The sequence below is a fragment of the Tritonibacter horizontis genome (genome assembly GCF_001518015.1).
Lineage (GTDB): Bacteria > Pseudomonadota > Alphaproteobacteria > Rhodobacterales > Rhodobacteraceae > Epibacterium > Epibacterium horizontis.
Map to the genome: position 1 here is coordinate 1 of NZ_LPUY01000055.1, position 21,198 is coordinate 21,198.

The following is a 21,198-nucleotide window of genomic DNA, read 5'->3' on the forward strand; positions in this document are numbered from 1 at the left end:
GGGCGGCAGCGGATGACCTGCTGGCGCGGCTGGCGGCGCGCGGGGGGCAATCCCTGCGGATCGGTCTGTCGGGCACGCCGGGGGTGGGGAAATCCACCTTCATCGAGGCGCTGGGCATGATGTTGATCGGGCGGGGCCTGCGGGTTGCGGTGCTGGCGGTGGATCCCAGTTCGGCGCGCTCCGGGGGGTCCATTCTGGGCGACAAGACCCGGATGGAACGGCTGAGCCGCGAACGTGGGGCCTTCATCCGGCCCAGCCCGAGCCAGACGCATCTTGGCGGTGTGGCGCGGCGCACCCGTGATGCCGTGGCGCTGTGCGAGGCGGCGGGGTTTGACGTGGTTCTCGTCGAAACCGTCGGGGTCGGGCAGTCGGAAACCGTGGTGTCGCAGCTGTCGGATCTGTTTTTGCTGTTGCTGGCCCCGGCCGGCGGGGACGAGCTGCAGGGGGTCAAGCGTGGCATCATGGAGATCGCCGATCTGATCCTGGTTAACAAGGCCGATGGTGATCTCAAAGCCACCGCGACGCGAACCTGCGCGGATTATGCGGGTGCGCTTCGGCTGCTGCGCAAACGGCCGCAGGATCCCGAAGGGTTCCCAAAGGCGCTGACGGTCTCCGCGCTGGAGGAAGCGGGGCTGGAGGACAGCTGGCAGCAGGTGGAGACGCTTGCGAACTGGCGCCGCGAGACCGGCCACTGGCAGCGCAACCGGGCGCAGCAGGCGCAATATTGGTTTGCCGAAGACGTGCGTCAGGCGCTTTTGGCCCGGCTGGAGACCCCCTGGGCGCGCAGCCGCATGGCCGAGCTGTCCGATGAGGTGGCGGCGGGGAAACAGACGCCACAGGCCGCCGCACGCGACATCCTCGCCGGGCTTGGCGTTTAGGTGGCGGCCTTGGGTGGGGCGTTTCGGCGAGGTTGATCGCCTGCCCCAGCGGGCCAAGGGGCGAGCCGGGGCGGGAATGTTCGAACAGCGCAATAAAAGCGTCGCATATGGCTTGACCCCTCGCGTGATTCCTCCTAAACGCATCCAACCAGTTTTCGGGCGCAGCCAATGGCAGCGCCCTAGTAATTTGGCGACTGATTCGAACCGGCCAGGTAGGCTGATACAGGATCGGGGCGCCGCAGATACGAAGGATAACACCATGTCGCGCCGTTGCGAACTGACCGGAAAAGGCCCGATGACTGGCAACAATGTCAGCCACGCCAAAAACAGAACCAAACGTCGTTTCTTGCCGAACCTGAACGATGTCACGCTGCAGTCCGAGACCCTCGGTCGTGGTGTGAAGCTGCGCATCTCCGCGTCGGCCCTGCGTTCGGTTGATCACCGTGGCGGACTGGATGCCTTCCTCGCCAAAGCCAAGGACGACGAGCTGTCCGATGGCGCGTTGAAAGTCAAGAAAGAGATCGCCAAGGCGCAAGCCGTTCAGGCCTGATCTGTTTCGACAGAGATTTTGATCTTCTGACCGCCGTGCGCCCTGCGTCACGGCGGTCTTTGCATGTGCGCTGCCATGATCCGGCGTGCCGGCCCGGTCGCACACCCGTCGGCAACGATGATCGGGCGGTGACAGTTTGTCCCAGTTTGGCCCGCGGCGCTGCATAGGGCTTGAGTAGGCCATTGCTTCCTGTGATATCTGGCCCTGATGATGCAGCTGCGACGTTTTATTGGCCTCCTTCTGGTCCTGGCCCTTCTGGTCACGGGCCATAGCGCAACGGCCAGCAGGTTTGCCGGTGCCACGACCGGAGCGGTGATCCTCTGTACTGGCATGGGGCCGGTGCGTGTTCTTGTCGATGCCGACGGCAGCCCGACCGGGCCATCCCATTTCTGCCCGGAGTGTGTGACGCATCTGCTCGACCTGGTTGCAGAGCGCGAGGTCTGGATCGGGCACCTGCCGCGGGGGCGTCAAGCGCCTGCGCTTGCCCCGCGCGCGCAGCACAGCCTGGCAACGGGCGCCATCGCCCGGGCGCGCGCGCCACCCTTGGTCTGATCCCCCCGCATCCCTTCAGCCGGGCCGCGATTGATCCGGAATTCTTCCTATTTTCCAAGGAGACATCAGATGTCTTTCAAGTCTTTTACCCTTTCTCTGGTGGCCACTCTGGCGCTGACCACGGCGGCCTCTGCCGAGATGGCCAGCATGATGGTGCATGACGCCTATGCCCGCGCGTCGAACAAGATGGCCGGCGCGGCATTCATGCAAATCAAGAACACCACCGAGCGCGACGACCGGCTTCTGGCGGTACGGTCCGAAGTGGCCAAGAAGGTGCAGCTTCATACCCATGCAGAGGATGCCAATGGGGTGATGAAAATGCAGCATGTCGAAGAGGGGTTTGAGATCCCTGCCGGCGCGACGCATCTGCTGGAACGCGGCGGTGACCATGTGATGTTCATGGGCCTGAACCGAGAGCTGGCCGAGGGGGACATGATTGATCTGATCCTGGTCTTTGAGCAGGCGGGCGAGGTGAGCGTCACGATCCCGGTAGACCTGCACCGCGCGCCGCAGGGGCATGGCGATCACGCAACCCACTCTGACTGAGAACGGGGACTGCGGCGGTCCTAGGGCCGCAGCTGCCAGCATGTGAAGCGATGCAGCCCCGGTCGATGGCCGGGGCTTTCTCGGTCCGGGCTGTCACCCCTCGGGGCGCAGAAGTTGCGCGACCCAGGCCGGGACCAGCTCTGTCGCCGGCCCCAGTCGCCGGATGTCAAAGGCGCGGCTGATTTCGGACGGTTCAAGATTGAGCTCGACCGTCTGGGCGCCCTGCGCGGCGGCCTCCTGCACCAAGCCGGCGGCGGGATGCACCTGACCGGAGGTGCCGATGGAGGCAAACAGATCGGCCTCCTGCACATGGGTCAGGATCTCCTCCAGATGATAGGGGATTTCTCCGAACCAGACCACATCGGGGCGCGCGGTGGCGGCGGTGCAGGCCGGGCAGGTGGTCTGCGGCGTCATCTCCGCCGGTGCGGGCCAGCGATGCCCACAGGCCGTGCAAAGCGCCCCCGCGAGCACACCATGCATGTGCAGCACCCCCTCGGCGCCAGCGGCTTCGTGCAGCGCATCGACGTTCTGGGTTATGATGACCACGGGGCCGGACCACCGGCGCTGCAATTCTGCCAGGGCCAGATGGGCCGCATTGGGCACCGCCTTGGCGGCCTGCGTGCGGCGGGCGGAGTAGAACCGGTGCACCAGGTCGGGATCGCGGGCGAAGCCTTCGGGGGTTGCGACATCCTCGATCCGGTGCTGCGACCACAGGCCGCCGTCGTCGCGAAAGGTGCCAAGCCCGCTTTCGGCGGAAATGCCGGCCCCGGTCAGAATGACGATCTTGCGCATATTGGGGCTCCTTCGCTGTGAGCGGTTCGGGCAGGCCGGTGACCCCTTGCACCCTGACACAGGGGCTGGCAGTCGTAAATCGACCCTGATCGAACCCTGATCGAACCCGCTGGCCCGAAGGACCCCGTAATGTCGAAAATCCTGTTTGTCTGCCTTGGGAATATCTGCCGGTCGCCTGCGGCCGAAGCGATCTTTCGCAGCCTTTGTCCGGAGGTCGAAACCGACAGCGCCGGGACCTCTGACTATCATATTGGCGAGCCGCCATATGGGCCTATGGTCGCCGCAGCCGCGGCCCGTGGCATCGCGATGTCGGATCTGCGGGCGCGTCAGGTCCGCCGCCAGGATTTTACGGCCTTTGACCTGATCGTGGTGATGGACGACCAGAACCGGAGCCACGTCGAATCGCTGCGCCCCGAGGGGGTGGATACCCCGGTCGTGCTGATGGCGCCGCTGGCTGCGGGCTGGGCCAGCCAGGAGGTGCCGGATCCCTACTACACGCGGGATTTCGACGGCTGTCTGGATCTGCTGGAGGCCGCCGCGCGGGGTCTGCAAGCGCATCTGGCCGAGCGCGGCTGAAGATCAGCCCTCGACCACGCGCAGCTCTCCGGCCAGCCAGGGCAGGCGGGTGATCGCCGGGCTGATCATCTGGCTTTGCACCAGGCTGCGCATGGTGCTGGCCACGTCGAGCGGCACCGTATCGGGCCAGTCAGATTGTGAAAACAGCGAAATGCGCCGGGAAAAACCGGCAAAGGGCAGCGCGAACACGTCGATGTCATCGTGAAACCGGAGGGCGCGCATATATCCCAGCGGCGTGGTGATGGCCCAGCCGATCCGGCGCGCCACCATGGCCATCAGCGCCAAATGCGACCCGATTTCAAACCGGTCGTCGAATTCGATCTTGTTGCGGTTGAGATGCGATTCAATCTGCTGGGAAATCAGCTGGTCGCGCGCGTAGCGCAGCAGCGGCAGCTGGTTCAATTGATTGCCGACATCCTCCGGATCGGTAATCGCCCCCCGAGGCGCCACGAGAATAAACGGGTCTTCGACCAGCGGGTATTCGGTCACGTTTTCACGCAATTCCCCGGTGGAGGCTGCGATACCGATATGCAGCTCCTTGGCCTCCATCGCCCGATAGATGTCATGGCTGGAGGCGGTCACCATCTTGAACCGGCAATTGGTCAGGTTATCCGCAAGGATGGTTGCAAGCCGTGGCGTCAGGTCATTGTCGAAATCATCAATCAGCCCCAACGACAGCGCGGGCAGATGCGACAGGTCCATGACCGTCAATTCGCTTTGCGCCAGGCGCAATTCGTTCAGAACAGCTTGGGTCCGGGCCAGAAAGTTGCGCCCCGCTGCCGTAAGCACCATGGGGCGGCGGCCATGATCGACCAGTTCCGAGCCGAGCGCCTTTTCAAGATTTCGAAGCTGCTGGCTCACGGCTGGTTGGCTCAACCCGGTGATAAAGGCCGCCTGCGCAACGGAACCCGATTTGGCCAAGGCTTCAAAAACCTCCAGCCCTCGAAGGGTGACGCCTTTCATCAGCATGTGTGGGCTCCAAAAAAATTCAAACTGTTATAAACATCTGCATCCGAAACAACGTGCGGATGGACTACTTGAACTCTGAACGCTAACGGGATTTCTCCGCGTCTTTACTGGAATGTATTTTCTTCTATTTTTATTTATTAAGTTTGAAAAGAGTAAATATCTTCAATTTTCAAACTTTGCTGAAAGTTTGGATTTTTACGCAGGGCTGCGAATAAATAAACGAAATATTAACCATTTCGGCATGTGCGGTGAATGGGAGCCGTGATTCAGCCGCAGATCCGTTCGGCGTCCGATCCGAATACCTGGTATTTCTGCCAAAGCTGCGCATCGCTGCTGCGACCGGATTGACGAACCTCCTGGGCGCGGTGTGGATCCTGGAACCAGGTCGCAACGGTGCGTTGTTCGGACCGGGTCAGGCGCTGCTCGGCCACTTGTCCGATGCAATTGCACAATTGGGCGCTTGCCGCGCTGCCGGAGGCGCTGCGGCAGGCGCGCTCAATCGTGCCGGCCACGGCCTGAGGGGCGGTCAAGACGGGGAGGGCACCAAAACCGCACAGCACGGTCACTACGACAAATCGAAACACGACGTTCAAACTCCTGAGCCAGGGCGCGAGACACACGGATGAGACGTGGACGCACCGGTTTTGCGCGGCATATTCCATATTTCCAAAGGGGATTTCAATCACGATGCGAGGTTTGTTGCCTGATGCCGCCGATAGGCGGGGCAAAGCGGCATTTAGCAGCGGTTCCAACGCATGATCCACCTTGACCAAAGGCAAAATCCCAATCATATGCGCTTGCATGACAGAGCTCTCAAAGATCCGCAATTTCTCCATCGTTGCTCATATTGACCACGGTAAATCCACGCTTGCCGACCGCCTGATCCAATCGACAGGAACGGTCCAGGATCGTGACATGAAAGAGCAGCTGCTCGACGCCATGGACATCGAGCGCGAGCGCGGGATTACCATCAAGGCCAACACGGTGCGCATCGACTATGTCGCGGACGATGGCGAGCACTACGTTCTGAACCTGATCGACACCCCCGGCCACGTCGATTTCGCCTATGAGGTGTCGCGGTCGATGCGGGCGGTCGAGGGCTCGCTGCTGGTGGTGGATTCGACCCAAGGTGTCGAAGCGCAGACCCTGGCGAACGTCTATCAGGCGATTGATGCGGATCATGAAATCGTACCGGTGCTGAACAAGATCGACCTGCCGGCCTCTGAATGCGACCGGGTGGCAGAGCAGATCGAGGATGTCATCGGCATCGACGCCTCTGAGGCGATCCGGGTGTCCGCCAAGACCGGCATCGGCATCAAGGAAACGCTGGAGGCCATCGTCACCCGGCTGCCCGCCCCCAAAGGGGACCGCGATGCGCCGCTGAAGGCGATGCTGGTGGACAGCTGGTATGACGCCTATCTCGGCGTGATCGTGCTGGTGCGGATCATGGATGGCGTGCTGAAAAAGAATGACCAGATCAAGATGATGCAGACCGGCGCGCGCTATGGGGTTGACCGGATCGGCGTTTTCCGTCCCGCCATGCAGGTGGTCGACGAATTGGGCCCCGGCGAGATCGGCTTTATCACCGCGTCGATCAAACAGGTGCGCGACACCAAGGTGGGCGATACGATCACCCATGAAAAGAAGGGCTCCGACACCGCATTGCCGGGCTTCAAACCGTCGGTGCCAGTGGTGTTTTGCGGTCTGTTCCCTGTGGACAGCTCTGAATTCGAGGATCTGCGCGACGCGATTGAAAAACTGGCGCTGAATGACGCGTCTTTTTCCTACGAGATGGAGACCTCGGCGGCGCTGGGGTTCGGCTTCCGCTGTGGCTTCCTCGGGCTGCTGCACCTTGAGGTGATCCGCGACCGCATTGAGCGCGAATATGACATTGACCTGATCACCACCGCGCCGTCGGTGGTTTATCACCTCTTTATGAAAGACGGGGAGATGCTGGAATTGCACAACCCCGCCGACATGCCGGACATGTCCAAGGTCGACCACCTGGAAGAGCCGCGGATCAAGGCGACCATCCTGGTGCCGGACGATTACCTTGGGGATGTGCTGAAGCTTTGCCAGGATCGGCGTGGCATCCAGATGGATCTGTCCTATGCCGGGTCTCGCGCTATGGTTGTGTATGATCTGCCGCTGAATGAAGTTGTTTTTGACTTCTACGACCGGCTGAAATCGGTGACCAAGGGCTATGCCTCGTTCGACTATCATCTGATCGGCTATCGCGAGGACAATCTTGTGAAGATGTCCGTTCTGGTCAATGACGAACCGGTGGATGCCTTGTCGATGATGGTGCATCGCGACCGGGCAGAGATGCGCGGCCGGGCGATGTGCGAAAAGCTCAAGGATCTGATCCCGCGCCATATGTTCAAAATCCCGATCCAGGCGGCGATTGGTGGCAAGGTGATTGCCCGCGAAACCCTGTCGGCCCTGCGCAAGGATGTGACCGCGAAATGCTACGGCGGCGATGCCAGCCGAAAGCGCAAGCTTCTGGACAAGCAGAAGGCGGGCAAAAAGAAGATGCGCCAGTTCGGCCGGGTCGAAATCCCGCAGGAGGCCTTTATCTCCGCGCTGAAGATGGACGACTGACAGGCCCCTCTGCCGGGGGCGTCCTGACTGCGCCAAGTGATATCGCAACATTGAAAGAAGCCCGCCGATGCGGGCTTTCTTTTTATGCGGATGCGCGCGGTCAGGGGGCCTTGACGGCATTTATGGGGACAGGGTTCTGGGTAAATACTTCGAGTGGAAAATTAATTCATCCGAAACGGCCATAGGCTGGATCGGAAATTAAAACGCTCAAATTTTATGATGAATTGATTGGTGCTGAGATAGAGTGCGCGATCTGTCAGGATGGCGAAGCCCTTTAATTCATTAGATCAAATTGTCAGCACCCAGACATCGGTATTGATTGAGCTGAAAACGCAGATATTGGATGTATCTTTTCGTCGGCGTGTGGATTGCAACGTAGTTGGTGCAGCCAAACACCCGCCATCTGCGGCAGATCCAGAGGCGCGGGCAGGCTATAGGCCTGCGATCTTCCGGGCAGGGGGGCAATCGGGCGGTTCAAAGACCTGCGGACTTTGCCCTGTCAGTCCGGCGTGGCAAATGGGGGTTTGGTGGTTTCCATGCAATCCGGCGCAATCGCCGCCGCGTCGCGGTTGCTCTGGCCGACGCGATCACAAGACGCCGTTGGCGCCGCGCCCCTGACGGAGCCAAAGAAATCAAACCACCCCCGCGCACGACGCCACCACCCGCGAGCGGTGGCCCTCATCAGCCTGCCGGATGCGACGCCCGTCCGCGACTCAAAGAGAGTTCTGAACGTTCTGAGCAGTGTTCGAAATCGCTTGTCCGGCTTGCTGCAAGTCTCGGCCGGCCCCTTTGGTGGTTTCACACGCGGCGAGGCTCAGCATCATCAGGATAAAAAGAAACGGGCGGATCATCGGCGGGGTGTCTCCGTAATGTGACCAGTTCGTTAACGGAACCTGTTCTGACCACTCATAAATCCTCGATTGTCGGACAAATGGCAAGGGGCATCCGTGCTGCAGTGCATCCAAATTACACTGCTGATGCAGCGACTTTTTGGCGGTGCTTTATCGCCCAAAGGTTGTATGTTGGGACTATCCTGAATGAGGGGGTGGCGGATCCTGGCCGAACATCGGGGTGATGGGAGGCATGCGGCTTGATCGCGGCGACAGGGGGGCCACATTGAAGAGTGTCTGCTTTGGGAGGTTGCAATATGGACTATGTGGTTCACAAAGAACGTCTTGAAACGCGTCTCAGTGCGCTGTCCGCGGGGATGTTGGCCGGGCAGGGGCTATCTGCCCTGTCGCCCGACGTTTTATCGTCGCGCGACCTGACGGACCAGCCCTCGGGGGTGACCCCGAAGCTGGGCGCCATTTTGACAGCGCTCGATCGGTTGCAGTCCGGTGACTATGGGTATTGCCGGATTTGCGGGGCGGATATTTCCTCTGATCACCTCAATGCGCATCCAGAATCACCGTTCTGCGAGTCCTGTTCGGCGTGACAGGCGGAGCGGGCCGTGGGCGCGATTGCGTCACAGTCGGCTCAGATCGCATGCGGTGACCGGGCTGCTGCGGCGGCAAGACGGCGCAAACCCCTGGTGAAAATGGCCCCCATGGACGGATCGCGTCCGGGGGCCATTTGCCGTTTTAGGGCATCAGATCGTCCTGTCGCGGCGTCCCGTTCCGGCACGCAGCGATGCACGGGCGGCACATTGCGGCGACTTGTGTCAAAGGGGCCGTTGCCGTAGCGGGTGTGATGTGGCAGAACGGCGGGCGAATGTCTGAACATAAGAGTTTAGCAGATGACAGATTTCCAAGATCTCCGCCGTATGATGGTCGACACCCAAATTCGTCCGGCTGACGTGACCAAGTATCCGATTATCGAAGCCCTGCTGGCGGTGCCGCGCGAAAAATTCGTGCCGGATGCAAAGGCGGAAGTGGCCTATGCCGACCAGGCTGTGCCGCTTGGCGACGGGCGTGTCGTCCCGGAACCGCGCACCCTGGCCAAGATGCTGGATGCCTTGGATGTGCGCGAAGACGAGCTGGTGCTGGATGTGGCCTGCGGGCTTGGGTATTCCACCGCCGTGATCGCGCGCCTGGCGCAGATGGTCATTGGCGTTGAGGAAGACGAAACTCTCGCCTCCGAGGCGCAGGATCTGCTGAGCGAGAGCAACGCCGACAATGCGATTGTCCACCAGGGTGCGCTGGTCGACGGCGCGGCGGAACATGGCCCCTATGATGTGATCATCGTCGAAGGCGCGGTGGAAACCCTGCCGGAGGGCCTGGTTGCGCAGCTCAAGGAGGGCGGGCGCATTGCCGCGCTGTTCATGTCCGGCGCGCTTGGTGAAGTGAAGATCGGCTACAAGAGCGGCGGTCGGATCTCCTGGCGGTTTGAGTTCAACGCCGGGGCACCGGTGCTGCCAGGATTTGGCAAAACGGTCGAGTTCGCGCTCTGAAACCGGGCGTGGTCTCGGTGCGGAACATTATTTTCTGAAGGAAATTCAAGTCAGGCATTTGTCAACACCATCGGACGTTCACATATGTCTACCACAATGACAAAGTGAAATGGGTCAGAAGGCCCCAAGAAACTGAGGCGACAGCATGCGAGTAATTTTCAAATTGAACCGGATCAGGGCGTTAGCGGCGTTTGGCGTTCTGGCAAGCACACTTGCCCACGCCCCTCTGGCTCAGGCGGATAATGTGACCGACGCGATGATCGGGGCCTATACGTCCAGCGGGCTTCTGGAGCAGAACCGGGCGTTGCTGCGGGTCGCGGACGAGGGGGTTGCACTGTCGATGTCCAGCCTGCGTCCGGTGATCAACACCGCGCTGTCGATTGCACGGTCTTATGATCGCACCGGTCTGGGCCGTCTGGGCGCCAATTCCAGTCACAGCACGTCGGCCTCGCTCCGGCTGTCGCTGGAGTGGCTCTTGTTTGACAATGGTGCGTCGAAACTCAGCACGATGGCGGCTCAGGAGGCGGTTCTCGCGACCCGCCAGACGCTGCTGGATGTCGAACAGCAGGTGCTCTTCTCCGCAGTTGATGCCTATGTGAGCGTCCTGACGCAGCAGGACAATGTGGCGTTGCGCCAGAACAACCTGCGGCTTTTGCAGGAAGAGATGCGCGCCGCCAATGACCGTTTCGAGGTTGGCGAGGTGACCCGGACCGATGTGGCACTGGCCGAAAGCCGGGTTGCCGAAGCGCGGGCCAATCTGACCGATGCCCAGGGCGCATTGCTGACCGCACGCGCGACCTACGAGGAAGTCGTTGGCCGGGCGCCGGGGGCGATCACCGCCTATCCGCCGCTGCCCCGCCGGGCGAGCAGTCTGGATGCAGCACAGGCGCGCGCGCTCAACTCGCACCCCAGCCTGCGCGCCCAGCAGCATGCGGTTCGCTCCGCACAGTTGACGGCGGACAGTTCGTTGCGGGACATGGGCCCCTCGATCAGCTTTAGCGCGAGCACGACCCACCGCGAGATCCACAGCAGCGAGACCGAAACCGATTCGTTCGACCTCGGTCTGGAGCTGTCACAGACCCTGTATGCCGGCGGGGCCCTCGCGGCGAGCCGTCGCCGCGATCTGGCCAATGTGGATGCGGAGCGCGGCCGGCTGCTGTCGACTCAGCGCAGCATCACCAGCAACGCCGCCAGCGCCTACACCGCGTTTGACACGGCGGCCGCAAGCCTGGTGTCCTCGAACGAGCGGGTCCGGGCGGCGCAGGTTGCCTTTGACGGCATCCGCGAAGAAGCGACACTCGGCGCGCGGACGACATTGGACGTCTTGCAGGCGGAGCAGGAACTCTTGGATGCACAGACTGCGCGGCTCAATGCGCGGGCGCTGCAGGCACTGGCGGCCTATGATCTGCTTCAGGCACAGGGGTTGCTGACGGTCGATAACCTCAACCTTGCGGTGGAGCGCTACGACCCTGAAATCTATTACAATCAGGTCCGCGCCGCCCCTGCCTTTGTTACCAAGCGGGGTCAGGATCTGGACCGGGTGCTCAAGGCTCTGAGAAAGAACTGATATTCTGACGTTACTGTTGTGTGAACGGGGCAAGCTGGCTAAGCTTGCGCCTAAGAGGTGAGCTTGGCCAATAAAAATGTCTGAACCCGTTACACACGCAGAAATCGAAGATGTCCTGTCCTCCATTCGCCGTCTGGTCCGCGAGACCGACCGGAGTGAAGAGGGGCGGCAGATGGCTGCGAAAGTGGCAAAACCCGCCACCCGCCTGGTGCTGACACCGGCCCTGCGGGTGCAGGGGGATGAAACAACGTCGCCGCAGGCCGCCGTCGAGCGGGCTGACCGCGACCGCCGCGCCCCCGTGGTGATGGACCAGCTGGTCGGCGATGCCGCGCAGGATGCGCTCTCGGAAACCGACGCGCGCGTCGAGGATGTCGAGGCCGTTGCCGCATCGATGACCTCGGGCGCGGATCGCGCGACGTCTGACGTTGCAGATACAGGTCTCGATACAGGTTCAGCTTCAGACACAGCGAGCCCGGACGCCGGCATCCCCGTGGACACAGCAGCCAGATCCGCCGAGCCGAAGGTGTTTTCCTCGCAGGAGGCGACACGTATTCTGGCCTCCGCATTGCAGGCTGCGCCGAATGCGTCTGATCCGGTCACGGGGGAGGCCGATGCGGATCTGCCGCCGGAAGATACAGCGGGCCCTCCGTTGGAAACGGCGGATCCTCAGTCGGCTGTCACCGCGCCGGATGACGCGCCCTGGCGCGATCCTGCCGCGCGGCTCTATGATGTTCTGGCCACAGAGAATGCGCCTGCGGCGCCCGCTGCGGCGGACCAGCCCGAGCCGGATCAGTCTCACGCCGATCAGCCCGACGCGGAGGCGCAGAGTGCGTCGGCCCCGGCGCCTCGCGAACAAAGTTCGCGCGTGGCCGCTGTGGTGCGCCGGATCGCGGAATTGGAAACCGCTGGACGGATCGAGGCCAACGCCCGTGCCGCGCTGAACGGCAGCTTCGTTTCGGACGTGAACGAAGACGAGATCGAAGCCGTGCCGCCCAGCGGACCTGCGGTCGAGACCATTCAATGGGAAGATCATATCCTGCAAGACGATGGTGCGGAGGCTGCAGCGCCTCTGGATGCGCCGGACGAGCCGGTGCGGTCCGGCGCAGGGACGCCAGCCGCCAGTCAGGACAAGCCCGAGGCGGCGGCGCTGGACGCTTTGGAGGCCGAGGAAGGCTTCCTCGATGAGGAGAGCCTGCGCGCATTGGTCGCCGACATCGTGCGCGAAGAGCTGCAGGGCGCCTTGGGTGAGCGTATCACCCGCAACGTGCGCAAACTGGTCCGTCGCGAAATCCAGCGTGCTCTTGCTGCGCAGGATCTCCTCTGATTTCTGGCCCTGTCTGCCCTGTCTGCCCTGTCTGCCCTGTGCGTGGGGCTTTCGCTGCGGGCATCCTGCGCGATGAAACCGGTGGCCCCGACCCGGCAGTCCTTATCGGCCTGACCACATCTCGCTGACCAGCCGGGCCTGATCCAAACTGGCCCGATCCCAATTGGCATGACCCGGACAATCCTGACCCAGACCCGGCGCCGCCACGGTCCCTTGGCGCTGTGCAATCTGGCGAGCAGGCGGGCGAGGCAGCCCGGAGGTCGTTACAAAACCTGTATCTACTCAGGCGGCAGGCGAACCGGTTTCGACATTGCCAGCAGCCGGTCGATATCCAGATAGCGTTCCAGATGATCGGCCAGGGCATCCAGCGTTGCTTCGACGCCGCTGTCGTATTGCGCTGATCCGCTATGGCCAAGCTCCGCGAGGAAGGCGCTGCGAAACGCATCGGAGCTGAACAGCCCGTGCAGGTATGATCCCCGCACCCGACCATCGCCGGACACCGCCCCTTCGGCCCGCCCGTCGAGGGTCAGCCAGGGGCGGGCGCAATCCGGCCCTGTGGTGCGGCCCATGTGGATCTCGTAGCCTGAGACCGGCAGCCCCCCCTCGCAGGTCTGTGCGGTGCTGAGCGTCACGCGTTTGTCCCCGGCCATCACCGTCTCGACATCAAGCAGCCCCAGACCCGCCACCTTGCCCGGGCGACCGTCCACGCCGTCCGGGTCGCTGATCGTCTCGCCCAGCATCTGGTAGCCGCCGCATAGCCCGATAACATGCCCGCCGCGCCGATGGTGCGCGCGGATGTCGATGTCCCAGCCCTGCGCCCGCAGATAGGCCAGATCGCCGATGGTGGATTTCGACCCTGGAATCAGCACCAGATCCGCATCGCCGGGCAGGGCGCGCCCGGGGGGGACGATTTCCACCGTGACGTCGGGCTCTGCGGCCAGGGGATCGAGATCGTCGAAATTGGCCATTCGTTCCAGTTGCGGGACCACGATTTTGCAGGCGCCGCCGGCATGCGATGCGATATCCATCATATCCTCGGCAGGCAGTTTCCAGGCCTCGGGGAACCAGGGGATCACCCCAAGCGCGGGCCAGCCGGTGCGGTGCGCGATGTCGTCGCGCCCGGCGTCAAACAGGCTCCGCTCGCCGCGAAAGCGATTGACGGCAAAGCCCGCGATCCGGGCGCGATCTGCCGCGTCCAGCACGGTGTGGGTGCCGACGATCTGAGCGATGACGCCGCCGCGATGAATGTCGCCGACCAGCACAACGGGGATATCCGCCGCCTCGGCAAAACCCATGTTGGCGATGTCGCCTTGGCGCAGGTTGGTTTCAGCCGGAGAGCCGGCACCTTCGACCAGGATCATGTCATATTGGGCGGCAAGCCGGTGAAAGCTTTCAAGCGCGGCCTCCAGCAGGCCGGATTTGTCCCGCATGAAAGAGCCCGCCGACCGGGTGCCGCGCCGCTTGCCCTGGACGATCACCTGGGCGCCAGTGTCGGTTTCCGGCTTGAGCAGCACCGGGTTCATATCGGTATGTGGCGCCAGCCCCGCAGCGCGCGCCTGCAGCGCCTGAGCCCGCCCGATCTCGCCGCCATCGGCGGTGACGGCGGCGTTGTTGGACATGTTCTGCGATTTGAACGGGGCCACCTTCAGACCGCGCCGCAGCAGCGCCCGCGCCAGGCCCGCAACGATCAGTGATTTTCCGACATTGCTGCCGGTGCCCTGGATCATGATCGCCTTGGAGGTCATCGCCGCCGGTTCCCGTCTGTGCTGTTTCCGGCACGACAGTTGCCGCGCAAACCGGGCAAGGTCAATCCACGTGACCCGGTGTCGGGGCGCCCCAAAAGAAAAACGCGCCCCCCAGGACGCGTTTTTCTCTAACGTAACGTGGCAACTTGTTTGGTACGGTCAGGCCGCTTCGGCCTGCGCCGCCGTCCGGCGTTCGCTTTCTTCGCGCGACAGCGCGACAGAGGTCCGGACCCCACGGCCAACAAAACCCATCAACCCTTCGACGACCCGCTCGTTCGGGTCAATGCCTGCGCAGGACAGCACTTCGCGCCCGTCGCGCGACCGTGCCCAGCGGGCGATCTGTTCGGGACCATTCCCGTATTTCTTGTCATCAGCGATGGCATCGTCCAGAGCGGCCAGCACAACCGCCGCAAAAAGTTTGCGGGCCCGGTTGCCCTGCTCGTTATTGTACGCGGTGCCGTCAACGAAATCTCGCATCTCGTTTCCTTTGTTGTTCTTGCTATTGCAATTTCGGCGTGACGCTCCTTATGACGGAACTATGACGATTCGGGTAGCCCTCAGATGCATATCTTTTATGCATCTTGTGCATGCCTATTTCGTGGTCATACCTGCCCTGAAACACGACATATCGTCGTCTTGCCAGCCTTACCTCTGAGGGATATAGGGGGATCCAAGCATTCATCAACCACCCGAAAGAGTTTTACATGCCCAAGATCAACGGCAATGAAATCCGCCCCGGCAACGTTCTGGAGCACAACGACGGACTTTGGGCCGCGGTCAAGGTGGACCATGTGAAACCCGGCAAGGGCGGTGCGTTTGCACAGGTCGAGATGCGCAACCTGCGCAACGGTTCCAAGCTGAATGAACGCTTCCGGTCCGCCGACAAGGTGGAGCGGGTGCGTCTGGAACAAAAAGACCAGCAGTTTCTGTATGAGACCGACGGCATGCTGGTTTTCATGGATACCGAGACCTACGAGCAGATCGAACTGCCTGCCGATCTGTTGGGCGACCGGCGTCCCTTTCTGCAGGATGGCATGACCATCGTTGTGGAATTCTATGACGCCGAGGCGCTGAATGCCACCGTCCCGCAGAAAGTGACCTGCAAGATCGTCGAGACAGAGCCGGTGGTCAAAGGCCAGACCGCGGCGAATTCCTTCAAGCCTGCGATCCTCGACAACGGGGTAAAGGTCATGGTGCCGCCCTTCGTCGGCCAGGATGAGCTGATCGTGGTCAACACCGAGACCATGGAATATTCCGAACGCGCCTGAGGGTCGCGTCGAAGGGGGCGCTTCGGATCGGGACCGTCTCCTGGACCACAGCCTGATGCGGCCACAGTCCGTCGCAGGCTGGCGCCAAACACGATCAAAGCCCCGGAGCCTGCGCTGCCGGGGCTTTTTGTCGGGTGTTGAGGACCGGGGGCGTGGTCAGATGGCGGTCGCCCGGTTGCGCGCGGGTCCGCGCCGCGTCAGCGGCGCCCGGCCCAACGGGATGCGCGCCCATCCGGGCGCAAAGACGGGCGGGAGCCTGCCCTGCCCGACGCTCGGGAAGCTCAGGTTGCAATGGCCTTAGCGCGGGATCTCAATCGAGTGACCGCAGCTGTCCATCATCTTGCCATAGGCCGCTGTGAAGCCGCGCATCGAAGCCACATAGGCCTCTGTGCTGGCCTGATAGGCATCCAGTGCCCGCACCTCCATTTGTTGCGAGGCCTGCATCCACAACAACATGTTCCTGGTATCCTGCCAACGCGGCGCTGCGTTGGCCCAGGCGATCCCGTCATCGCCATGTCCCGCTTCGGCCACGGTGAAAAACACGCCCTGGCGGTCAAACACAAAGGCCACGCCCTGGGCGTTGCCGATCTGGGTCCGGTACCCGCGGGGAGCTGTCGTGGCGTAGGTCGGGGACGGGTAGCCATGCGGCGGCCCGGCGTCGCCATCGCTGATTTCAAGCCAGATCACCGGCATGCCGTCGCCGCCAGTGCTGGCCCGGCAGATAAGGCGGTCATGCTCGGTGCTGCGTTCCAGCGTGACATTGACCCGCCAGTCGCCATATTCCCAATACTGATCTGCGGCAGCGCCAATTCCGGGCAGGCACAGGATCAGGGCGCCCATCACGATGCGCAGAGACATTTTGATATCCTTCCTTTGACCTTGCTGGAGGCAAGTGCGGTCAGGATATGCGTGAGGCCTGAACAAACATCTATCAAACGCCCATCGGCGGCCAGAAATTCTGCGAGGGGCAGCCCCACAGGGCAGGGCGGAAGGGATCGCCGCGCTCCCGACCGAGCAGGGCAGGGCAGGACTGGATTGCGCCCGATCGGGCGGGCCTTGGCGGTCAGTCGGTGCCTTGCCAGACAAGCCGCGCGCCGCCCTCGGCTTCCAGCGGCCCTTTGGCCCGATCATAGCGCAGATAGGCAATCGCGGCGCCATTTGCCTGGGTGAATACCTGCCCGACCGGTTTGTCGTTTGCGGTGATCGTCGCCCCCAGCGGAGCGGTGCCGTCGATCTCAACCCGCTGCAACCCTTTGCGCAATTCGGTCTTATGCTTCATCCGCGCGGTCACTTCCTGGCCGACGTAGCACCCTTTGCGGAAATCCACGCCGTTGAGACGCTCGAACCCGACCTCCAGGATATAGCTGTCCGGGGTCAGCTCGACCCCCGTTTCCGGGATGCAATGGGCGACGCGGATCGCGTCCCAATCGCTGCCATCGTCGCCGTCCTGCACCCCGTAAAGCCGCCAGCCCAGGGCCGGATGGCGCGGGTCGTCAAAGGCGCCATCGGGTTTCTCCCCGGTTCCGCGGCGCAGCTTCAGGTCGGTGTCTTCAATCTGCACATCCGCGCGCAGCCGGTACATTGCCAGCCGTTTGGCCAAAGGCGCGGCCAGCGTTTCGGCCACATCAAACAGCACAGCGTCCCCCTCGGGCACCAGGAAAAAATCCGCCAGATATTTGCCCTGCGGGGTCAGCAGCGCGGCGTAGACCAGCCCCTGATCCAGCCGCCGGACGTCATTGGTGACCAGCCCCTGCAGAAAATCGCGGGTCTCGGATCCACTCAGTCGAAGGATATGGCGGTCGGACATTGGGGTCTCCTCTTCGGGTGCGACGGGTCGGCTCAAACTCAGATGTGACCTCGCACCGGACAAAGATCAAGCGGTCAGGCGCTCCGGCTCAACCGAACAGGCGGCGCGCGAAACGCCGCAGCAGCCCGGCCTGTTCCTCATCACCGCGCGGATCCCCCCCCCGCGAGATCTGCGCATGCACCCCGTCGGTATCGATCAGGGTCTTGCCGTCCTGAAACTGCAAGCGGTAGAGGTCCGCATAGATGCCGCCGCGTTGCAGCAGGTCATCATGGCGGCCCTGATCCATCACCTTGCCGCGCTCCATTACGATGATCTTGTCAGCGGCGCGTATGGTGGACAGGCGGTGCGCGATAACCAGGGTCGTGCGGCCGCCCGACAGGTTTTCGAGCGCCTTTTGCACTACTTTTTCCGACTGCGCATCCAGGGCAGAGGTGGCTTCGTCCAGCAGCAGGATCGGTGTGTCGCGCAGGATGGCACGGGCAATCACCACCCGCTGGCGCTGGCCTCCCGACAGGGCTGAGCCGCGCGGTCCCACGCGGGTTTCCAGCCCATCGGGCAGTTTATGCAGGAAATCAGATACATGCGCGACGTCCATCACCTCGCGCAGGCGCTCGTCACTGACATCGGTGCGACCAAGGAGGATGTTTTCCTTCAGTGTTTCGTCAAACAGCAGCGCATCCTGGGTGACCACGGAAAACAGGTCACGCAGATCGCCGAGGTCAAGATCGCGCACCTCGACCCCGCCAAGGGTGACGGAGCCTTCCTGCGGATCGACGAGACGGGTCAGCAGGTTGAAAATCGTCGACTTGCCAGCACCTGATGCGCCCACCAGCGCGGTGGTCTTGCCCGCCTCCGCCACCAGCGACAGGTCGCGCAGGATATGGGCCTCGCCATAGGACAGGTTGACCTTGTCGAGGCGGATTTCCGGCAAGCCGGTGGGGGTCGGCTTGGGATCGCTGGGCGACACCAGCGAGATCGGCGCCTCCATCAGCTCCTTGATCCGCTCCATTGCGGCTGCGGCCGCCTGCCAGATCCCCATGATCGAGGCCAGCCGCCGCATCGGATCAAAGGCGAGCCCGATGGCGGTGAAAAAGCTCATGAATTCGCCGACGGATTTCTCGCCGGAGATGATCTCGCGACCACCAAACAGGATCACGCACATGACGCCGACACCGGCCATCAGATCCACCAGACCGGAGGTGGAGGACGCCCCGAAGGCCGAACGGATCTGGGCCCGGACAAAGGCGGCAGTGGCGGTGGCATAGCGTCCGGTTTGATAGTCCTCCAGCCGGTTCAGCTTGATCGGGACAATGCCGTGAAAGACCTCATCCAGCCGCGTCGCCTGCACCGCGCCGAGGTCACGTGCCTGGCTGGCTTTCTTGCGCACGTAGCGCTGCGCAATCGACAGCGGCAGCACCAGCGCCGGCACGCCGACCAGCATGATCGCCGTCCAGCGCCAATCGACACTGATGGCAACCCCGAGCACGGCCACCAGCTGCGCCACATCGCGGCCAGAGCCGGTGATCAGCGCCTGCCAGACCTGGTTGATCGCGGCGACATCGGTCTGCACCCGCTGGATCAGAAAACCCGGCGGATGGGTCTGGTGAAAGCTCGCATCCTGATGGATCAGCCGGTCGAGCATATCGGTGCGCATATGGGCTTCGGACCGTTGGTTGATCGTCGCAAGGATCACCTTTTGCGTGACCGAACTGACCCCGCGCAGCAGGAAGATGCCAAAAAACGCCAGGCTGACCCAGACCAGCGCATTGGCGCTGCCGTTGACGAAAACCAGATCGAACATCGGCTGCATCATATAGCTGAGCGCGCCGACAGACGCGCCTTCAAGCAGCATGAAGAACAGCGCGATGGCCAAAAGCCCGACATGATGGCGCAAATAACCGCGCCACAGCCACCGCATCAGCACGCGCGAGGAGGTGTATTTCGTACTCATTGTCGTCGTCCTCGGTGCCCACGGATGCGAAAGAACCGCTAAAGCTGCGGCAAGCCTCGACATTTAAGCAGCTCCGGGGATGGGTGCAACCCGCGTGGGTCCGGGGTGATCGTGTGATTGACGTCAGCCCAAGCGGCGCTAGGCTGCGCGCAGATTGAAATTGTCCCGCAGGTCTGCCCGTGGAATGGCGCGCCGGTGCGGGGGCTTGTCAGGACTTCTTGCTATGCGCGATTCTGTGAAACTTTCTTCTGGTCGGTCCTACCTGGCGATTCCGGGTCCATCGGTGATGCCGGACGCGGTGCTTCAGGCCATGCACCGCGCGTCCCCCAATATCTATGCAGGTGAATTGGTGGATATGACCGCGACGCTGCCGGGGGATCTGCGCCGGGTGGCGCGCACGGCGCATCATGTGGCGATCTACATCGCCAATGGGCATGGCGCCTGGGAGGCGGCGCTGTCCAACACGCTGAAACCGGGCGACAAAGTGCTGGTGCCCGCCTCGGGGCGCTTTGCCTTTGGCTGGAGCGAGATGGCCGAGGCGCTGGGGATCGAGATCGAGATCCTCGATTTCGGGATGCAATCGCCCTTCGATCCTGACCGGATTGCCGATGTGCTGCGGGCCGATACGGCCGGGCAGATCAAGGCGGTGCTGGGGGTGCATGTCGATACCTCAACCTCGATCCGCAACGATATCAGTGCCTTGCGCGCTGCGATCGACGCGGCGGGCCATCCTGCCTTGTTGATGGCAGATTGCATCGCCTCGCTGGGCTGTGACCGGTTCGAGATGGATGCCTGGGGCGTCGATGTCATGGTCACCGGATGTCAAAAAGGCCTGATGGTGCCGGCGGGCATGTCCTTTGTGTTCTTCAACGACAAGGCGGCAGAGGTTCGCGCCACCCTGCCGCGTGTCAGCCGCTACTGGGACTGGGTGCCGCGGGCCCATCCGGAATGGTTCTACCAGTTCTTTGGCGGCACCGCGCCGACCCATCATCTTTATGGTCTGCGGGCGGCGCTGGATCTGATCCATGCCGAGGGGATAGAGCAGGTCTGGGCCCGTCACGAAATTCTGGCGCGCGCGATCTGGGCCGCCTGTGCCCGCTGGAGCGAGGGCGGCGCCTTGGCGATGAATGTCACCGACCCCGGCCTGCGGTCTCATGCGGTGACAGCGCTGCGGCTGCCGTCGCCCCGTGCAACAGAGCTGCGCAACTGGTTGGAGCAGAACCTGGGGCTGACCCTGGGGATCGGCCTCGGCATGGCGCCGCCGGACAGCCCGGAATGGCACGGATTTTTCCGCCTTGGCCATATGGGGCACGTCAACGGTCACATGATCATGGGCTTGCTTGGCGGGATCGACACCGGTCTGAAGGCCCTGGACCTGCCACATGGGACCGGCGCGCTGGACGCGGCGTCCCGGATCCTTGCGGGCGGCGACGCGGCCTAGCCCCTCAGGCGCAGCCAGATGTTGGCCTGGTCCAAACCTGCGAGGGCCAAAGCTGCCGAAGATCAAATCTGGTGAGGGGCAAATCTGGTGTGAGGGTCAAAGGCGGCAAAGAGGCTACCTGCCGAGGATCACGGCTCGGCAAGGGCAAAGCGCCAGCGCAGGCCCGAAAGGGGCCATCTCTGTCGCGAGGCCCGAGCGGGCCTGCGTAGTCATCAGAAAGGGGGCGGGCATCGGAAAGGGGG

The 21,198-nt window shown here is 62.7% G+C and carries 21 protein-coding genes; 12 read left to right on the plus strand and 9 right to left on the minus strand.

All coding sequences use genetic code 11. The features are described from left to right. From meaB to TRIHO_RS09325, 4 genes are all read left to right on the plus strand, one after another. Positions 1 to 878: methylmalonyl Co-A mutase-associated GTPase MeaB (gene meaB, locus TRIHO_RS09310; protein WP_068242338.1), on the plus strand; the 878-nt coding region annotated here is incomplete at its 5' end. Between the two features lie 259 nt (positions 879 to 1,137). Further along, the gene (gene rpmB / locus TRIHO_RS09315) at positions 1,138 to 1,428 is read left to right on the plus strand and encodes a 50S ribosomal protein L28 (RefSeq protein WP_068242341.1); all 291 of its coding nucleotides are present in this window, start codon (positions 1,138 to 1,140) and stop codon (positions 1,426 to 1,428) included. A 210-nt stretch (positions 1,429 to 1,638) separates the two neighbouring features. Further along, positions 1,639 to 1,980: a hypothetical protein gene (locus TRIHO_RS09320; protein WP_232367749.1), complete on the plus strand. Its 342-nt coding sequence runs from the start codon at positions 1,639 to 1,641 to the stop codon at positions 1,978 to 1,980. A gap of 69 nt (positions 1,981 to 2,049) precedes the next feature. Then, on the plus strand, positions 2,050 to 2,526 hold the full coding sequence (locus TRIHO_RS09325) for a copper chaperone PCu(A)C (protein WP_068242345.1): 477 nt from the start codon (positions 2,050 to 2,052) through the stop codon (positions 2,524 to 2,526). Positions 2,527 to 2,619: 93 nt separating this feature from the next. Here TRIHO_RS09325 and TRIHO_RS09330 read toward each other — a convergent pair whose 3' ends face one another. After that, positions 2,620 to 3,318: an NAD-dependent deacylase gene (locus TRIHO_RS09330; RefSeq protein WP_068242348.1), complete on the minus strand. Its 699-nt coding sequence runs from the start codon at positions 3,316 to 3,318 to the stop codon at positions 2,620 to 2,622. Between the two features lie 129 nt (positions 3,319 to 3,447). On the opposite strand from TRIHO_RS09330, the gene TRIHO_RS09335 reads away from it, so the two are divergent. Beyond that, positions 3,448 to 3,894, plus strand: coding sequence for a low molecular weight protein-tyrosine-phosphatase (locus tag TRIHO_RS09335; RefSeq protein WP_068242349.1), 447 nt, complete (start codon positions 3,448 to 3,450; stop codon positions 3,892 to 3,894). Between the two features lie 3 nt (positions 3,895 to 3,897). Here the strand turns inward: TRIHO_RS09335 and TRIHO_RS09340 are convergent, their stop codons facing one another. Both TRIHO_RS09340 and TRIHO_RS24165 read right to left on the minus strand, forming a co-directional pair. Continuing rightward, on the minus strand, positions 3,898 to 4,863 hold the full coding sequence (locus TRIHO_RS09340) for a LysR family transcriptional regulator (RefSeq protein ID WP_068242351.1): 966 nt from the start codon (positions 4,861 to 4,863) through the stop codon (positions 3,898 to 3,900). Positions 4,864 to 5,129: 266 nt separating this feature from the next. Beyond that, positions 5,130 to 5,636: a hypothetical protein gene (locus TRIHO_RS24165; RefSeq protein WP_232367750.1), complete on the minus strand. Its 507-nt coding sequence runs from the start codon at positions 5,634 to 5,636 to the stop codon at positions 5,130 to 5,132. 28 nt (positions 5,637 to 5,664) lie between these two features. Between TRIHO_RS24165 and lepA the strand changes: the two genes are divergently transcribed. Further along, entirely contained in the window at positions 5,665 to 7,464 is a 1,800-nt protein-coding gene (gene lepA, locus TRIHO_RS09350) for a translation elongation factor 4 (protein WP_068242353.1), read from the plus strand. 713 nt (positions 7,465 to 8,177) lie between these two features. On the opposite strand, the gene TRIHO_RS23230 is transcribed toward lepA, so the two are convergent. After that, positions 8,178 to 8,315, minus strand: coding sequence for an entericidin A/B family lipoprotein (locus TRIHO_RS23230; protein WP_082705085.1), 138 nt, complete (start codon positions 8,313 to 8,315; stop codon positions 8,178 to 8,180). Positions 8,316 to 8,611: 296 nt separating this feature from the next. Between TRIHO_RS23230 and TRIHO_RS09355 the strand changes: the two genes are divergently transcribed. From TRIHO_RS09355 to TRIHO_RS09370, 4 genes are all read left to right on the plus strand, one after another. Then, entirely contained in the window at positions 8,612 to 8,899 is a 288-nt protein-coding gene (locus TRIHO_RS09355; RefSeq protein WP_068242354.1) for a TraR/DksA family transcriptional regulator, read from the plus strand. Between the two features lie 300 nt (positions 8,900 to 9,199). After that, entirely contained in the window at positions 9,200 to 9,853 is a 654-nt protein-coding gene (locus TRIHO_RS09360) for a protein-L-isoaspartate O-methyltransferase family protein (RefSeq protein WP_068242357.1), read from the plus strand. Positions 9,854 to 9,998: 145 nt separating this feature from the next. Further along, entirely contained in the window at positions 9,999 to 11,420 is a 1,422-nt protein-coding gene (locus TRIHO_RS09365; RefSeq protein ID WP_068242359.1) for a TolC family outer membrane protein, read from the plus strand. A gap of 76 nt (positions 11,421 to 11,496) precedes the next feature. After that, the gene (locus TRIHO_RS09370) at positions 11,497 to 12,744 is read left to right on the plus strand and encodes a hypothetical protein (protein ID WP_068242361.1); all 1,248 of its coding nucleotides are present in this window, start codon (positions 11,497 to 11,499) and stop codon (positions 12,742 to 12,744) included. A gap of 278 nt (positions 12,745 to 13,022) precedes the next feature. On the opposite strand, the gene TRIHO_RS09375 is transcribed toward TRIHO_RS09370, so the two are convergent. Continuing rightward, positions 13,023 to 14,489, minus strand: a complete 1,467-nt coding sequence (locus TRIHO_RS09375; RefSeq protein WP_068242363.1) for a cobyric acid synthase — start codon at positions 14,487 to 14,489, stop codon at positions 13,023 to 13,025. Between the two features lie 159 nt (positions 14,490 to 14,648). Next, positions 14,649 to 14,966: a DUF6280 family protein gene (locus TRIHO_RS09380; protein WP_068242366.1), complete on the minus strand. Its 318-nt coding sequence runs from the start codon at positions 14,964 to 14,966 to the stop codon at positions 14,649 to 14,651. Positions 14,967 to 15,193: 227 nt separating this feature from the next. On the opposite strand from TRIHO_RS09380, the gene efp reads away from it, so the two are divergent. Further along, on the plus strand, positions 15,194 to 15,757 hold the full coding sequence (gene efp / locus TRIHO_RS09385) for an elongation factor P (RefSeq protein WP_068242367.1): 564 nt from the start codon (positions 15,194 to 15,196) through the stop codon (positions 15,755 to 15,757). 297 nt (positions 15,758 to 16,054) lie between these two features. Here efp and TRIHO_RS09390 read toward each other — a convergent pair whose 3' ends face one another. The 3 genes from TRIHO_RS09390 to TRIHO_RS09400 form a co-directional block, all read right to left on the minus strand. Further along, positions 16,055 to 16,615 carry a hypothetical protein gene (locus TRIHO_RS09390; RefSeq protein WP_068242369.1) on the minus strand — a complete coding sequence of 187 codons (561 nt, stop codon included), beginning with the start codon at positions 16,613 to 16,615 and terminating at the stop codon, positions 16,055 to 16,057. Positions 16,616 to 16,820: 205 nt separating this feature from the next. Continuing rightward, positions 16,821 to 17,564 (minus strand): CAF17-like 4Fe-4S cluster assembly/insertion protein YgfZ, encoded by a 744-nt coding sequence (gene ygfZ, locus TRIHO_RS09395; protein WP_068242371.1) that lies wholly within the window; start codon positions 17,562 to 17,564, stop codon positions 16,821 to 16,823. Between the two features lie 88 nt (positions 17,565 to 17,652). Next, positions 17,653 to 19,515, minus strand: a complete 1,863-nt coding sequence (locus TRIHO_RS09400; protein WP_068242373.1) for an ABC transporter ATP-binding protein — start codon at positions 19,513 to 19,515, stop codon at positions 17,653 to 17,655. Positions 19,516 to 19,738: 223 nt separating this feature from the next. Between TRIHO_RS09400 and TRIHO_RS09405 the strand changes: the two genes are divergently transcribed. After that, positions 19,739 to 20,956 (plus strand): pyridoxal-phosphate-dependent aminotransferase family protein, encoded by a 1,218-nt coding sequence (locus TRIHO_RS09405; protein ID WP_068242374.1) that lies wholly within the window; start codon positions 19,739 to 19,741, stop codon positions 20,954 to 20,956. The last annotated feature ends 242 nt before the right edge of the window (positions 20,957 to 21,198 follow it).

Excerpts from the sequence above, each read along its gene's own strand:
- rpmB (WP_068242341.1), top strand. The coding sequence starts at position 1,138 with ATGTCGCGCCGTTGCGAACTGACCGGAAAAGGCCCGATGACTGGCAAC.
- TRIHO_RS09320 (WP_232367749.1), top strand. The coding sequence starts at position 1,639 with ATGCAGCTGCGACGTTTTATTGGCCTCCTTCTGGTCCTGGCCCTTCTG.
- TRIHO_RS09325 (WP_068242345.1), top strand. The coding sequence starts at position 2,050 with ATGTCTTTCAAGTCTTTTACCCTTTCTCTGGTGGCCACTCTGGCGCTG.
- TRIHO_RS09330 (WP_068242348.1), bottom strand. The coding sequence starts at position 3,318 with ATGCGCAAGATCGTCATTCTGACCGGGGCCGGCATTTCCGCCGAAAGC.
- TRIHO_RS09335 (WP_068242349.1), top strand. The coding sequence starts at position 3,448 with ATGTCGAAAATCCTGTTTGTCTGCCTTGGGAATATCTGCCGGTCGCCT.
- TRIHO_RS09340 (WP_068242351.1), bottom strand. The coding sequence starts at position 4,863 with ATGCTGATGAAAGGCGTCACCCTTCGAGGGCTGGAGGTTTTTGAAGCC.
- lepA (WP_068242353.1), top strand. The coding sequence starts at position 5,665 with ATGACAGAGCTCTCAAAGATCCGCAATTTCTCCATCGTTGCTCATATT.
- TRIHO_RS23230 (WP_082705085.1), bottom strand. The coding sequence starts at position 8,315 with ATGATCCGCCCGTTTCTTTTTATCCTGATGATGCTGAGCCTCGCCGCG.
- TRIHO_RS09355 (WP_068242354.1), top strand. The coding sequence starts at position 8,612 with ATGGACTATGTGGTTCACAAAGAACGTCTTGAAACGCGTCTCAGTGCG.
- TRIHO_RS09360 (WP_068242357.1), top strand. The coding sequence starts at position 9,200 with ATGACAGATTTCCAAGATCTCCGCCGTATGATGGTCGACACCCAAATT.
- TRIHO_RS09365 (WP_068242359.1), top strand. The coding sequence starts at position 9,999 with ATGCGAGTAATTTTCAAATTGAACCGGATCAGGGCGTTAGCGGCGTTT.
- TRIHO_RS09370 (WP_068242361.1), top strand. The coding sequence starts at position 11,497 with ATGTCTGAACCCGTTACACACGCAGAAATCGAAGATGTCCTGTCCTCC.
- TRIHO_RS09375 (WP_068242363.1), bottom strand. The coding sequence starts at position 14,489 with ATGACCTCCAAGGCGATCATGATCCAGGGCACCGGCAGCAATGTCGGA.
- TRIHO_RS09380 (WP_068242366.1), bottom strand. The coding sequence starts at position 14,966 with ATGCGAGATTTCGTTGACGGCACCGCGTACAATAACGAGCAGGGCAAC.
- efp (WP_068242367.1), top strand. The coding sequence starts at position 15,194 with ATGCCCAAGATCAACGGCAATGAAATCCGCCCCGGCAACGTTCTGGAG.
- TRIHO_RS09390 (WP_068242369.1), bottom strand. The coding sequence starts at position 16,615 with ATGTCTCTGCGCATCGTGATGGGCGCCCTGATCCTGTGCCTGCCCGGA.
- ygfZ (WP_068242371.1), bottom strand. The coding sequence starts at position 17,564 with ATGTCCGACCGCCATATCCTTCGACTGAGTGGATCCGAGACCCGCGAT.
- TRIHO_RS09400 (WP_068242373.1), bottom strand. The coding sequence starts at position 19,515 with ATGAGTACGAAATACACCTCCTCGCGCGTGCTGATGCGGTGGCTGTGG.
- TRIHO_RS09405 (WP_068242374.1), top strand. The coding sequence starts at position 19,739 with ATGCGCGATTCTGTGAAACTTTCTTCTGGTCGGTCCTACCTGGCGATT.